The organism is Streptomyces sp. NPDC111507 (assembly GCF_055638955.1).
The window spans coordinates 1,046,749-1,061,086 of record NZ_JBVKBU010000001.1; the positions used below are offsets into that span (position 1 = coordinate 1,046,749).

The following is a 14,338-nucleotide window of genomic DNA, read 5'->3' on the forward strand; positions in this document are numbered from 1 at the left end:
TCGACCATCAACACCATGGTCGACCAGCTCTCCGCCTTCGCCGACGAGGTCACCCGCGTCGCCCGCGAGGTCGGCACCGAAGGCAACCTCGGCGGGCGGGCCCAGGTCAGAGGCGTCTCCGGCGTCTGGAAGGACCTCACCGACAACGTCAACTTCATGGCGGACAACCTGACCTCGCAGGTCCGCAACATCGCCCTCGTCTCCACGGCCGTCGCGCAGGGCGACCTCGGCAAGAAGATCACGGTCGAGGCGAAGGGCGAGATCCTCGAACTCAAGTCGACCATCAACACCATGGTCGACCAGCTCTCCGCCTTCGCCGACGAGGTCACCCGCGTCGCCCGCGAGGTCGGCACCGAAGGCAACCTCGGCGGCCAGGCCCAGGTCAGAGGCGTCTCCGGCGTCTGGAAGGACCTCACCGACAACGTCAACTTCATGGCCCTGAACCTGACCTCCCAGGTCCGCAACATCGCCCAGGTGACGACGGCTGTCGCCAACGGCGACCTGTCGAAGAAGATCACGGTCGACGCCCGCGGCGAGATCCTGGAGCTGAAGGACACCGTCAACACGATGGTGGAGCAGCTGCGGGCCTTCGCCGACGAGGTGACCCGGGTGGCCCGCGAGGTCGGCACCGACGGGCGGCTCGGCGGACGGGCCCAGGTTCTCGGCGTCTCCGGCGTCTGGCGGGATCTGACCGACAACGTCAACTACATGGCCGACAACCTGACTTCGCAGGTGCGGAACATCGCGCAGGTCGCGACGGCCGTGGCGCAGGGCGACCTGTCGAAGAAGATCGACGTGGACGCCCGCGGCGAGATCCTCGAACTGAAGACGACCATCAACACGATGGTCGACACGCTCTCCTCCTTCTCCTCCGAGGTGACCCGGGTGGCCCGCGAGGTGGGCTCGGAGGGCCAGCTCGGCGGTCAGGCACGGGTCGAGGGCGTGTACGGCACCTGGAAGCGCCTCACGACCAATGTCAACGAACTCGCCTCCAACCTCACCACCCAGGTCCGCGCGATCGCCGAGGTGGCCTCCGCGGTGGCCCAGGGCGACATGTCCCGCTCCATCACCGTGGAGACGCAGGGGGAGGTCGCCGAGCTGAAGGACAACATCAACCTGATGGTGGCCAACCTCCGCGAGACGACCCGCGCGAAGGACTGGCTGGAGTCGAACCTCGCCCGCCTGGCCGCGCTGATGCAGGGTCACCGCGACCTGATGGAGGTCGCCGACCTGATCCTGCGCGAGCTGACCCCGCTGGTGAACGCGCAGTACGGCGCCTTCTTCCTGGCCGACCCGGAGGAGGACGGGGCCTCCCTCCACACCGCCGTCCCCACCAAGGGACTCGCCTTCATCGCCGGATACGGCTCGGCGCAGGGCGCCACGGTCGACACGGGCGGCATGCCGGTGCACGGCCTGGTCCGGCAGGCGGCCCGCGAGAAGAAGCGGATCCTCGTCGAGGAGGCCCCACCGGACTACATCAAGATCAACAGCGGTCTGGGGGAAGCCGCCCCCGCCAGCGTCGTCATCATCCCGATCCTCTTCGAGGACAAACTCCTCGGCGTGATCGAGCTGGCCTCCTTCTCCCGCTTCTCCGACGTCCACCTGGCCTTCTTCGACCAGTTCGTGAACACCATCGGCGTGGCCATCAACACGATCATCGCCAACTCCCGTACGGAGTCCCTGCTCGGCGAGTCCCAGCGCCTCGCCATCCAGCTCCAGGACCGCTCGGACGAACTCCAGTCGCAGCAGGCGGAGCTGCAACGCTCGAACGCCGAACTGGAGGAAAAGGCAGCGCTCTTGGCGACAAGCTCGCAGTACAAGTCGGAGTTCCTGGCGAACATGTCGCACGAGCTGCGGACCCCGCTGAACTCGCTGCTGATCCTGGCCCGGCTGCTGTCGGACAACCCGGACGGTCATCTCTCCGACCAGGAGGTGCAGTTCGCGACGACGATCCACCGCTCGGGATCGGACCTCCTCCAGCTCATCAACGACATCCTCGACCTGTCGAAGATCGAGGCGGGCCGTATGGACGTACGCCCGAAGAAGCTCCCCCTGATCAAACTCCTCGACTACGTCCACGCCACGTTCCGCCCGCTCACCCTCGACCGGGGTCTCGCCTTCGAGGTGAAGGTCGGGGAGGACGTACCGCGGGAGATGTACTCGGACGAGCAGCGGCTCCAGCAGATCCTGCGCAACCTGCTCTCCAACGCGATCAAGTTCACCGCGACCGGCCGGGTCGAACTGCGCGTCAACCGCCTCAAGGACCCAGACCACGCCTTCACCCGGGAGAACAGCGACGACGTGATCGCCTTCGCCGTCTCCGACACCGGCATCGGAATCGCCGCGGAGAAGCTCCCCGTGATCTTCGAGGCGTTCCAGCAGGCCGACGGCACCACCAACCGCAAGTACGGCGGCACCGGCCTCGGCCTGTCCATCAGCCGGGAGATCGCCGGACTGCTCGGCGGCCGCATCATCGCGGAGAGCGCCCCCGGCAAAGGCTCCACCTTCACGCTGTACGTCCCCGTCATCAGCCCCGGGCACACGGCGACCGGCGCCGCCCCGGAGGACCACCGGCCGCTCGTGCCCGAGCAGCTGTCCACCGAGCCGTACACCTCCCACGACACCGACGACTCCTGGCCCACCCCCACCAAACTGGAGGCGTGGAAGGCCGGCCGGGCGGGTCAGGTCCTGCCGGGGCGACGGGTGCTGATCGTGGACGACGACATCCGCAACGTCTTCGCGCTCACCCATGTCCTGGGCCGCGTCGGCATGCCCGTCCTGTACGCGGAGAACGGCCGCGAGGGCATCGAGACCCTGGAGCGCAACCCCGACGTGGAACTCATCCTGATGGACATCATGATGCCGGAGATGGACGGCTACGAGACGATCTCCGCCATCCGCCGCACCCCCCGCTGGACGGGCCTGCCGATCGTCGCCCTCACCGCGAAGGCGATGCCGGGAGACCGCGAGAAATCCATCGTGCGCGGTGCCAACGACTACGTACCCAAGCCGGTGGACGTCGATCAGCTGCTCACGGTCGTCTGCGCCCTCCTCGACCCGGAGAACACGCGCGACACGGAGCAGGACGACTCCGAAGAATCCGTTGTTCCGGGGCCGAGCACATCGTCCGAGGAGGCCGCGGCCCCGCCGACGACCGAATGAGGACAGTCACCATGAGCGCTGAGGAAACGACCTACGAGCGCGCCAGCATCCTCCTGGTCGACGACATGGAGGACAACCTGATCGCGCTGGAGGCCGTCCTGGGGTCCCTCAACGAGCCGCTCGTACGTGCGCGTTCGGGCGAGGAGGCGATGAAGGCGCTGCTCAGGCAACGCTTCGCCGTCGTCCTCCTCGACATCCGCATGCCCGGCATGGACGGCTTCGAGACAGCCGCCAACATCAAGCGGCTCGACCAGACCAAGGACGTCCCGATCATCTTCCTGACCGGCACCGACGCCGACGCGGGCTACGCCTTCCGCGGCTACGCCACCGGCGCCGCCGACTATCTGACCAAGCCTTTCGACCCCTGGGTCCTGCGCGCCAAGGTCACGGTCTTCCTGGATCTCCACCGCAAGAACCAGCAGCTGGAACGCCTGCTGACCCAGGAACACACTTACGCGGCCCAGATCAGCACACGGCTTGCGGCCCTGGAGAAGCGCTTGTCGTCCGAAGACCCCCCGGACCTTTCCGACCTACGGAGGCAGGTCCGAGAACTGCAGAGTCTGGTAGCGGGGCTGAGCGGCAACCGCGTCCTTTAGGGACGCGAGGCTGTGCCCTCCGCGGCTCCGCCGCGTGGGCACGCCCAGCCCCCACCGACCCGCAGGCCGAAAGGCAACCTCACGCCTCCCGGCTACCCGCGTACATCTCCTCGATGAGCCCCTTGTACTCCCGCTCCACAACCGGCCGCTTCAACTTCAGACTCGGCGTGATCTCCCCGTGCTCCACATCGAGATCCCGCGGCAGCAACCGGAACTTCTTGATGGTCTGCCACCGCTGGAGCCCCTCGTTGAGTTCCTTGACGTACCCCTCGACGAGGGCGACCGTGGCAGGCGCCGCGACGACATCGGCGTACGACTTGCCCTCCAGCCCGTTCTCCTTCGCCCACTCCAGGATGGACGGTTCGTCCAGGGCGATGAGGGCGGTGCAGAAGTTCCGGTCGGCGCCGTGCACGAGGATGTTGGAGACGTACGGGCAGACGGCCTTGAACTGGCCCTCGACCTCGGCGGGCGCGATGTACTTGCCGCCCGAGGTCTTGATGAGGTCCTTCTTGCGGTCGGTGATCCGGAGGTACCCGTCGGGCGACAGCTCGCCGATGTCGCCGGTGTGGAACCAGCCGTCGGATTCGAGGACCTCGGCGGTCTTCTCGGGCAGCCCGTGGTAGCCCTCCATGATGCCGGGGCCGCGCAGCAGGATCTCGCCGTCGTCCGCGATGCGCACCTCCGTGCCGGGCAGCGGCTTGCCGACCGTGCCGGTGCGGTACGCCTCGCCGGGGTTCACGAAGGAGGCGGCGGAGGACTCCGTGAGGCCGTACCCCTCGAGGATGTGGATGCCGGCGCCCGCGAAGAAGTAGCCGATCTCGGGGGCGAGCGCGGCGGAGCCGGAGACGCAGGCGCGCAGCCGGCCGCCGAAGGCCTCGCGGATCTTGGCGAAGACGAGCGCGTCCGCGACCTTGTGCTTGGCACCCAGGCCGAAGGGCACGGCGGCGGTGCCGGTGCGGCGGAAGTTGTCCTGGCTGGCCTTCGCGTACTCGCGGGACACCTCGGCGGCCCACAGGAAGATCTTGTACTTGGCGCCGCCGCCGGCCCGTGCCTTGGCCGCGACCCCGTTGTAGACCTTCTCGAAGATGCGCGGGACGGCCGCCATGTACGTCGGCTGCACGATCGGCAGATTCTCGATGATCTTGTCGACCCGGCCGTCGACGGCGGTGACGTGCCCGACCTCGATCTGGCCGGAGATGAGCACCTTGCCGAAGACGTGGGCGAGCGGCAGCCACAGGTACTGCACGTCGTCGGGGCCGAGCAGCCCGGTCGAGGCGATGGCCTTCGCCATGTACGACCAGTTGTCGTGCGGGAGACGCACACCCTTGGGACGGCCGGTGGTACCGGAGGTGTAGATGAGGGTGGCGAGCTGGTCGGCGGTGATCGCGCCGACGCGCTCCTGGATCAGCTCGGGGTTCTTCTCCAGATACGCGGCACCGCGCGTCTCCAGTTCGGCGAGGGTGAGCACCCCGTCGCCGGTCTCGACGCCCGCCGGGTCGATGACGACGATGTGGCCGAGTGCGGGCAGCTCGGCGCGCTTCTCCCGGGCCTTGGCGAGCTGGGCCGCGTTCTCCGCGATCAGGACCTTGCTGTCGGAGTCGGAGAGGATGAACGCCGACTCCTCGGCGTTCGTCTGCGGGTAGATCGTCGTCGTGGCCGCGCCCGCGCACAGGATGCCGAGGTCGGCGAGGATCCACTCGACCCGAGTGGAGGAGGCGAGCGCGACGCGCTGCTCCGGCTGTACGCCCAGTTCGATCAGTCCGGCCGCGATGGCGTAGACCCGCTCAGCGGCCTGCGCCCAGCTCAGCGACTTCCACTCGTCCGGGCCCTCACCTGAGGCGGGGGGGACCGGGTAGCGGTAGGCCTCGGCGTCGGGCGTGGCTGCCACGCGCTCCAGGAAGAGGGCCGCCACGGACGGCGGACGGTTCTCGATCAGGGTCTGTGTGTCGCTCACGACATCCTCCGGGGCCCGCGACAGTGCGTGCGTCTGGCTCGACCGACTGCTGACTGTTGCTGTGCGGCTGGCTGGTTCGGCTGTTGTTTAACTCGCGAGTAACCATCGAGCAGAGATCAGAGTAAGGCGCGTCCGGCCGGTGCGTAAGAGGCGGCGGCCTGTCACTTCCTACAGAGAGCGACCCTACGCACGCGTACGGGCTCGCCACACCGAAGCGCGACGAGCCCGCATTGTGCCCGAGTTTCCGGGGGTAACAGGTGGCTACTTCTTGCCCTTCGCCGAGCCGCCGCTGTCGTCGCTGGACAGCACCGCGATGAAGGCCTCTTGCGGAACCTCCACAGAGCCCACCATCTTCATCCGCTTCTTGCCTTCCTTCTGCTTCTCCAGCAGCTTCCGCTTACGGGAGATGTCACCGCCGTAGCACTTGGCGAGGACGTCCTTGCGGATGGCGCGGATGGTCTCGCGCGCGATGACGCGCGACCCGATGGCGGCCTGGATGGGCACCTCGAAGGCCTGCCTCGGGATCAGCTCACGCAGCTTCGCGACGAGCCGCACACCGTACGCGTACGCCGCGTCCTTGTGGGTGATCGCCGAGAAGGCGTCCACCTTGTCGCCGTGCAGCAGGATGTCGACCTTGACCAGACTGGAGGTCTGCTCACCGGTGGGCTCGTAGTCGAGCGAGGCGTAACCCCGGGTCTTCGACTTCAGCTGGTCGAAGAAGTCGAAGACGATCTCGGCGAGCGGCAGCGTGTACCGGATCTCGACCCGGTCCTCGGACAGGTAGTCCATGCCGAGCAGGGTGCCGCGCCGGGTCTGGCACAGCTCCATGATCGAGCCGATGAACTCGGAGGGCGCAAGGATCGTGGCCCGCACGACGGGCTCGTACACCTCGTCGATCTTGCCCTCGGGGAACTCGCTCGGGTTGGTGACGATGTGCTCGCTGCGGTCCTCCATGACGACCCGGTAGACCACGTTCGGCGCGGTCGCGATCAGGTCGAGCCCGAACTCACGCTCGAGCCGCTCACGGATCACGTCGAGGTGCAGCAGCCCGAGGAAACCGACGCGGAAACCGAAGCCGAGCGCGGCGGAGGTCTCGGGCTCGTAGACGAGCGCGGCGTCGTTGAGCTGCAGCTTGTCGAGGGCGTCGCGCAGCTCGGGATAGTCGGACCCGTCCAGCGGATAGAGCCCCGAGAAGACCATGGGCTTGGGGTCCTTGTACCCGCCGAGCGCCTCGGTCGCACCCTTGTGCAGGGTGGTGATGGTGTCACCGACCTTGGACTGCCGGACGTCCTTCACGCCGGTGATGAGGTAGCCCACCTCACCGACACCCAGCCCGTCCGCGGGCAGCATCTCCGGCGAATTGGTCCCGATCTCCAGAAGCTCGTGCGTAGCCCCCGTGGACATCATCCGGATCCGCTCACGCTTGTTGAGCTGTCCGTCGATGACTCGTACGTACGTCACGACGCCCCGGTAGGAGTCGTACACGGAGTCGAAGATCATGGCGCGCGCGGGCGCGTCCTGGACACCGACCGGAGCCGGAATCTCGGCCACGACCTTGTCCAGCAGCGCCTCGACGCCGACACCGGTCTTGGCGGAGACCTTCAGTACGTCCTCGGGGTCGCAGCCGATGAGGTTGGCGAGCTCCTCGGAGAACTTCTCCGGCTGGGCGGCCGGCAGGTCGATCTTGTTGAGTACGGGGATGATCTTGAGGTCGTTCTCCATCGCCAGGTAGAGGTTGGCGAGGGTCTGCGCCTCGATGCCCTGGGCGGCGTCGACGAGGAGGACGGTCCCCTCGCAGGCGGCCAGCGACCGGGACACCTCGTACGTGAAGTCCACGTGCCCGGGGGTGTCGATCATGTTGAGGATGTGGGTGTTGCCCGGATCCTCCGTCGGGGCCCAGGGCAGCCGGACCGCCTGGGACTTGATCGTGATGCCACGCTCGCGCTCGATGTCCATGCGGTCGAGGTACTGAGCACGCATCTGCCGCTGCTCGACCACCCCGGTCAGCTGGAGCATGCGGTCGGCGAGCGTGGACTTGCCGTGGTCGATGTGCGCGATGATGCAGAAATTGCGAATCAGAGCCGGGGCGGTACGGCTCGGCTCGGGCACATTGTTAGGGGTCGCGGGCACGCAGGGTCCTGTCTCTTGAGGCGCCTGTCGCCTCGGGTCGGATCGATACGTAGGCTCCATGGTCCCACGGGTGGGGAGCTGCGACCGGTTTGGGCCGGTCGTGCGGCTACTGGTAGCCTGGGTGGCTGTGTCTCGTGCCCTCTCTGCAGGAGGCACACCCCAAGGAAATCAAACGGCGAGCGAGACGTGCTGTCTCGCGCGCCTGAACCTGTAAAGGCTCATTCGTGGCGAACATCAAGTCCCAGATCAAGCGGATCAAGACCAACGAGAAGGCTCGGCTGCGCAACAAGTCGGTCAAGTCCTCCCTGAAGACCGCGATCCGCAAGGCCCGCGAGGCTGCTGCCGCGGGTGACGTCGAGAAGGCCACCGAGTACACGCGCGCTGCGTCGCGCCAGCTCGACAAGGCCGTCTCGAAGGGCGTCATCCACAAGAACCAGGCCGCCAACAAGAAGTCGGCGCTTGCTTCGAAGGTCTCTTCCCTCAAGGGCTGAGTCGGCTGGGCCCTAGCGGGCTCAACCCCTGACTTGACCGCCGGAAAGGACCCAGCGGGCCCTCTCTTCCGCTCCTGACCGGCACCCCCGGACCCACGCGCGGCCTGCGTTCGCCACGCGGGCGTGGATCCACCATCGTGATCCGAAGGCCCCGTTCCCCTCCTTCCCCAGGAGACGGACGGGGCCTTTGGCGTGGGGCGAGCGTCCTGTCAGGGCTGCGGACGGGGAAGCGGACAGGGGGGTGGACAGGGAATCGAAGCGGAGCCTCGCTCCAGGGGCGCGGGGAACTGCGCGAGCGCCCCACCCACCCACAGCCAACGAACCTCACCCGGGGTCTGAGGGCGGGGTCTGAGGGCGGAGCCCTCAGGTACGGGATGGGACAAGGTAGGGGCGGATGGTGGCGGGGGCGAGGAACCCAGACTCAGCCCCGACGGGAACCAGCCTCGCCGAGAACCAGCCCCGCCGGGAACTAGCCCCGCCGAGACCGAGCCGCCCGAGCAATCGCCACGACCGCCTTCTCCAGCGCGTACTCGGGATCGTCTCCCCCGCCCTTGACCCCGGCATCGGCATCGGCGACCGCCCGCAGGGCAACCGCGACCCCGTCCGGCGTCCACCCCCGCATCTGCTGCCGCACCCGATCGATCTTCCACGGCGGCATCCCCAGCTCACGGGCAAGATCGGCCGGCCGGCCCCCTCGCGCGGAGGACAGCTTCCCGATCGCCCGCACCCCCTGAGCCAGCGCGCTGGTGATCAGGACGGGCGCGACCCCGGTCGACAAAGACCACCGCAACGCCTCCAACGCCTCCGCGGCCCGCCCCTCCACGGCCCGGTCGGCCACGGTGAAGCTCGACGCCTCGGCCCGCCCGGTGTAGTACCGCCCGACAATGGCCTCGTCGATTGTCCCCTCGACATCCGCGGTCAGCTGCGACACCGCGGACGCCAGCTCCCGCAGATCACTCCCGATCGAGTCGACCAGCGCCTGGCACGCCTCGGGCGTGGCCGATCTCCCGAGCGCCCGGAACTCGCCGCGCACGAACGCCAGCCGGTCCGCGGGCTTCGTCATCTTGGGGCACGCAACCTCCCGCGCCCCCACCTTGCGCGCGGCGTCGAGGAGCCCCTTGCCCTTGGCCCCACCGGCGTGCAGCAGCACGAGGGTGATCTCCTCGGCCGGTGCGTCCAGGTACGCCTTCACGTCCTTGACCGTGTCGGCCGACAGATCCTGCGCATTGCGCACGACCACGACCTTGCGCTCGGAGAAGAGCGAGGGACTCGTGAGCTCGGCCAGCGTGCCGGGCTGCAGCTGGTCCGGAGTGAGGTCCCGTACGTCCGTGTCGGCGTCGGCGGCCCTGGCGGCGGCCACCACCTCCTGCACGGCACGGTCGAGCAGGAGGTCCTCCTGGCCCACGGCAAGTGTGACGGGGGCGAGAGGGTCGTCTTGAGCGGTCTTCTTGGCCATCACCGAAAGCATCCCACGCGCCACTGACAACGCGTCCCGCACGGGAACCCGCGCGCCCAGCCCCGGCTGAGCGCTACGGCTCCTCGCGCCAGCCGTCCCACTCCCCCGCGAACTCGTCCAGCTCCTTCGAATCGAGCCGCTCCCCGGGATCCGTCAGGACCAGTAGCCACTGCGCGTCCTCGGCATCGTCCTCACCGGCCAGCGCGTCCCTGACGAGCTGCGGCTCCTCGTCGAGCCCGAACCGGTCACCGATCACCTCCGCCGCCTCTTCCGCGGCATCGCGGTCGGGCAGCACCAGCACATGTCTCACATCACTCACGAGAACATTTTCCGCCACGCCGCACACGACCGACGCCGGGGTCGGCTCTCCTGATCAATCCGCAGCCCGATGTGCCGCACGGTGAAACCGATCAACGAACTCAAGACCCCATCACAGGAATCCGGCACATGCACTGGCAACACGCACCTACTGGGACCACGCGCGTACCGCGTACTGGGACCCACGCACAAGTAACCCCATGTGACCGCTCCGCCCCCGACCGCTCCACCGGCACGCGGGAATCAGCCCTTCCGCACCTCCGGCACCCGGTCCAGCTCGATCCCGAAGCGCTCCCGGTAGAGCGCCAGCACCTCCTCGTCCGTTGCCAGTTCCCCCACCTCCTTCGTCCCGTCCGGCGCCGTCGCCGTCAGGTTCCGACCGCTGAGCGTGATCCGCCCTCCGTCCTCCGTCACCCGCGAACAGACCAGCGACCGCGTGAAATGCGACTTCGGCGAAGTGCTGTTCCACCAGGCTCCGGCGGCGAAGTCCCCCAGCACCCGCGGCCGCACCTCCAGGCGGTACTGCGGGCCGCCGTCCCGGATGACGTCCAGGTCCTCGGCCTCCCGCCGCCCGCCGACGCCCCGCACGCCCGCCGCGTCCGGACCCGCCTCGAGCACCCTGAACGTGCCCCCCGGGTCCACCTGTTCGGTCCTCGCCCCGAAAGCCAGCGGATAGTGACTGTGCGCCCCGAACCCGACGTCCGCCAGCCAGTCGCCCCCGTCCACCGTCCGCACCCGCAACGCGAGATGGTCGTACGGGATCCCGAGCCGCCCCTCCTCCCCGTACACCCGCCCCGCGAGCAGCGTGACGTCGAAGCCCAGCGCCCCGAGCAACGCCCCGAACGCCCCGTTCAGTTCGTAGCAGAAGCCACCCCGGCGCCCGCCCACCACCTTGTCCAGCAGTCGCTTCTCCTCCAGCACGATCTCCTCACCCAGATGGATCGACAGGTTCTCGAACGGCACCGCCTTGAGATGGCGCAGGTGCAGGTCACGCAGCACACCTGACGTGGGCCACGCGGGGTGATGGGCGCCGATCCGGCGGAGGTAGGCATCGGCCTGTGCGGAATTCATACCCTCAGTCTCTCGCCACGCTCAGCCCTCCGTCCCCACCGACGACGGCCAGCGCCCCGTCCTTGTCCGTCCGCAGCACCACGGCGCCCCCGGCTCGCAGCGCCGCGACCGTGCTGGGCGCGGGATGCCCGTACGGGTTTCCGAAGGCTCCCGACTAGTAGTTCTGGGAGCGGCCCACCATGACAGCAAAACCGCAGGTCAGCGCGGCAGAGGAACCCTTGCGCTCCAACAAGGGCATGGACACAGCACAACTCAGGGGCGTCTCTGCCCTCCGTCTGTCCGTCCTCACGGACGAGACAACCTCACCGGAACGGCAGCGGGAAGCCAACCGGGGCGCCGCCGCATCATTGGGAATTGACCTTGCCGACAGAGAAGCCGTTGACCTAGGTGTCAGCGCAAGCAAGACCACGCCCTTTGAGCGCCCGGAATTGGGCTCTTGGCTTCGCCGACCGGATGACTTTGACGCGCTGGTCTTCTGGCGATTCGATCGCGCCGTTCGGTCCATGGATGACATGCACGAATTGGCGAAGTGGGCGCGCGAACACCGGAAAATGATCGCGTTCGCCGAGGGACCGGGCGGGCGGCTGGTGCTGGACTTTCGGGACGCGCTCAATCCCATGGCTCAGCTCATGGTGACGCTGTTCGCCTTCGCGGCACAGATGGAGGCTCAGGCAATCCGGGAACGCGTCACTAGCGCTCAGGCGGCAATGCGCGTGATGCCCCTTCGCTGGCGTGGTTCCCGTCCACCCTACGGATACATGCCCGCCCCGCTGGAAGACGGCGGCTGGACCCTGGTTCAAGACCCGGACGCCGTTACCGTCATTGAGCGAATCATCCGGGAACTCATGGGCGACCCGAGCAAGAACGTTCCCGGCAAGAGCCTCGCAGCAATCGCACGCGGCCTGAATGACGACGAAATTCCTTCACCGCGCGACCACTGGAGTCTCAAGAAGGGACGGGAAACCGGCGGGAAGACCGGCGGCAGGGCTGGTGAGACCGTGGTGCGTGGGCGCTTCGCATGGCGGCACGGCAGCATCAAAGAACTTCTGACTTCTGAGCGCCTATTGGGCTGGAAGACGCAGGACAACAAGCCCGTACGCGACAGCGAGGGTAAGCCCGTCATGGCTACCGCTGAGCCGATTCTGACCCGCGAGGAATTCGACGCCGTAGGCGCCGCTCTCGCAGAACACTCCGTGGACAACAAGAAGCCGGACCGGGTCGACACCGTGGCGCTTTTGCTCCGGGTCATTAACTGCGCAGGGTGCGGGGAACGCATGTACCTTCACCGGCCCTCCAGTACCAGCAAGAGCACTAGCAAAACCGAGACGTACAAGTGCGGTTCGCACACCAGGGGCCACAAGTGCCAGTCTCCCGCGATCATCAAACGCGAATGGGCCGAAGAGTACGCAGAGCGCGAGTTTCTGCGACAGGTCGGCGCACTGAGGCTCACTCAGAAAAAGCACATTCCCGGATACGATCCTCAGCCGGAGGTAAACGCGACGGCAGCGGAGTACGAAGCACACATGAAGTCCGAAGGCACACAGACGAACCCTGTGACGCTCGCCATTTGGGAGAAGCGGCGAGACGCACTGGACAAGCGCATCACGGAACTCATGAGCCGCGAGACAATCGAAGCGCGCACCGAAGTGATTCAGCTTGCCCGCACGTTCGCCGACGATTGGAGGCAGACTGACGTAACCGGCAAGCGCGAAATGCTGGTCGAGGCGGGCGCATTCTTGACCGTGAGGCGAGGAACGCGGGGAGGATGGCGCAGGCTCGATGAGTCGCGCGTCAGCTTCGCACTGCGAGAGCAGTTCTTCGCGGACGCTGCCGCCGAATTGAGCGCGCTTGCCACCGAGGAGCATGCGGAATGACCTAGACGCCCGCCTGAGGCCCTTACGGCCCCGGCTAGTCCTTGTGACCGGCCGGGGCTTTTTCATGCCCTCAGACGGCCGCTGAGCCGCTACGGCCGGGGTTGTCGACAGCCGACCGGCGAGGGCTGTAGGCGCCCGCTAAAGCCGTCCACAGCGCCGCGCTGGTACCGGCAGACCAGCGAGGCGGGAACGGGTCACTACGGGGCTTCGCCGGTCGCCGTCGAGCCGGTCATCGAGGTCGAGCCGGTGGGTCGTCGAGTCGGTCGCCCTCGCCTACGTTCCCTCACAACCTGACGGTAAGCCAGATCCAACAAAAAGCCCTTGAACCGGTCGGCCGGTCGCCGTCGCCGTCACCGACGAATGTCCACGAATCTGACGCTCCGTCAGATGAAACGAAAAAACCCTTCCGCTCTAGTACCTACAGACCCCGGAACACGCACACTTTCCGGCCGCTAGGGAGAGAGCATGCTTACCGAGAGCCTGAGCGCTGACACATTCTGGAAGCGCATTAACGGCTGGTCCGGCGAGGACAGCCACCGCGGGCGACTTGTTCGCGCCTTCCGCGCAAACATGGGGAACCGGCTAGAGCTGCAAGCGCGGCGAATGATGCTCCTCGTTCACTACGTCGAACAGGACGCGGGCCGTGCGGCTCGCATAAAGGGACTCCAGTACGCCGCGTAACGGCTTCGCGAGATCGCCCCGTCGTAAGGCGGGGCTTTTTCACGGATCAATTTCAACGTATTACGACGGGCGAGCCGGCCGTTTCGGCGAATTACGACGTATAGCCATCAGAGATATAACGCATTCCGACGGAAGGAATCGAGCATGAGCACTGACCTACTGGCCGCACTTCGAGACGCTGAGTCGGCCGCACATGCGGCAATCGGGGAAGGGACAGACGCGCGGATTGCAGCGCACGCGCTGATAGCGCGAGCCCTAGGCATCGCCGAGGCGGCGCAGCACGGGCAGCGCTGCGAAGCGTCTAGCTGCGAAAACGTCGTCGAATACAGCGGCGTCGGCCGACCCGCGCGCTATTGCTCCCGTCGCTGTCGGGACCGGGCGGCGTACGCCGCTAAGCGACAGCGGGGCGGGCAGCTCTCTGCTGCTGTAACCAATCTCGGATAAGAGTGATTGAGTTTTGTTTAGCTATAGAGATCTCTAAGGGATACCGGAAAATGGGTATCGAACGTCACCTCCGTCACCCGACCCGCTGACGCCCCGTAGAAGACAGCCACCTACCACCGAGATTGGTAAATACCCATGGGCCATTACGCCTACGCGGTCCA

The 14,338-nt window shown here is 67.1% G+C and carries 9 protein-coding genes and 1 pseudogene; 4 read left to right on the top strand and 6 right to left on the bottom strand.

Annotated elements, in window-relative coordinates:
* On the top strand, positions 1-3,162 hold a 3,162-nt coding region (locus tag ACZ7M2_RS04705; protein WP_471594113.1), incomplete at its 5' end, for a HAMP domain-containing protein.
* 11 nt (positions 3,163-3,173) lie between these two features.
* On the top strand, positions 3,174-3,758 hold the full coding sequence (locus ACZ7M2_RS04710) for a response regulator (protein WP_471594114.1): 585 nt from the start codon (positions 3,174-3,176) through the stop codon (positions 3,756-3,758).
* 79 nt (positions 3,759-3,837) lie between these two features.
* Here the strand turns inward: ACZ7M2_RS04710 and ACZ7M2_RS04715 are convergent, their stop codons facing one another.
* Together ACZ7M2_RS04715 and lepA are read right to left on the bottom strand one after the other, a co-directional pair.
* Positions 3,838-5,712 carry an AMP-dependent synthetase/ligase gene (locus tag ACZ7M2_RS04715; protein WP_471594115.1) on the bottom strand — a complete coding sequence of 625 codons (1,875 nt, stop codon included), beginning with the start codon at positions 5,710-5,712 and terminating at the stop codon, positions 3,838-3,840.
* Between the two features lie 261 nt (positions 5,713-5,973).
* Positions 5,974-7,842 (bottom strand): translation elongation factor 4, encoded by a 1,869-nt coding sequence (gene lepA, locus ACZ7M2_RS04720; RefSeq protein WP_352046183.1) that lies wholly within the window; start codon positions 7,840-7,842, stop codon positions 5,974-5,976.
* Positions 7,843-8,066: 224 nt separating this feature from the next.
* On the opposite strand from lepA, the gene rpsT reads away from it, so the two are divergent.
* Positions 8,067-8,333 carry a 30S ribosomal protein S20 gene (gene rpsT, locus ACZ7M2_RS04725; protein WP_054231951.1) on the top strand — a complete coding sequence of 89 codons (267 nt, stop codon included), beginning with the start codon at positions 8,067-8,069 and terminating at the stop codon, positions 8,331-8,333.
* A gap of 469 nt (positions 8,334-8,802) precedes the next feature.
* Here the strand turns inward: rpsT and holA are convergent, their stop codons facing one another.
* From holA to ACZ7M2_RS04745, 4 genes and pseudogenes are all read right to left on the bottom strand, one after another.
* On the bottom strand, positions 8,803-9,789 hold the full coding sequence (gene holA, locus ACZ7M2_RS04730; RefSeq protein WP_266624663.1) for a DNA polymerase III subunit delta: 987 nt from the start codon (positions 9,787-9,789) through the stop codon (positions 8,803-8,805).
* A 73-nt stretch (positions 9,790-9,862) separates the two neighbouring features.
* The gene (locus ACZ7M2_RS04735) at positions 9,863-10,108 is read right to left on the bottom strand and encodes a hypothetical protein (protein WP_060901959.1); all 246 of its coding nucleotides are present in this window, start codon (positions 10,106-10,108) and stop codon (positions 9,863-9,865) included.
* A gap of 242 nt (positions 10,109-10,350) precedes the next feature.
* Positions 10,351-11,178, bottom strand: a complete 828-nt coding sequence (locus tag ACZ7M2_RS04740) for an arylamine N-acetyltransferase family protein (RefSeq protein ID WP_471594116.1) — start codon at positions 11,176-11,178, stop codon at positions 10,351-10,353.
* Positions 11,179-11,182: 4 nt separating this feature from the next.
* A pseudogene (locus ACZ7M2_RS04745) lies at positions 11,183-11,317 on the bottom strand (ComEC/Rec2 family competence protein); the annotation flags it as partial.
* A gap of 40 nt (positions 11,318-11,357) precedes the next feature.
* On the opposite strand from ACZ7M2_RS04745, the gene ACZ7M2_RS04750 reads away from it, so the two are divergent.
* On the top strand, positions 11,358-13,052 hold the full coding sequence (locus ACZ7M2_RS04750) for a recombinase family protein (protein WP_471594117.1): 1,695 nt from the start codon (positions 11,358-11,360) through the stop codon (positions 13,050-13,052).
* The last annotated feature ends 1,286 nt before the right edge of the window (positions 13,053-14,338 follow it).

Coding starts and splice junctions, on each gene's coding strand:
- holA (WP_266624663.1), bottom strand. CDS start 9,789: ATGGCCAAGAAGACCGCTCAAGACGACCCTCTCGCCCCCGTCACACTT.
- ACZ7M2_RS04750 (WP_471594117.1), top strand. CDS start 11,358: ATGACAGCAAAACCGCAGGTCAGCGCGGCAGAGGAACCCTTGCGCTCC.
- ACZ7M2_RS04710 (WP_471594114.1), top strand. CDS start 3,174: ATGAGCGCTGAGGAAACGACCTACGAGCGCGCCAGCATCCTCCTGGTC.
- ACZ7M2_RS04740 (WP_471594116.1), bottom strand. CDS start 11,178: ATGAATTCCGCACAGGCCGATGCCTACCTCCGCCGGATCGGCGCCCAT.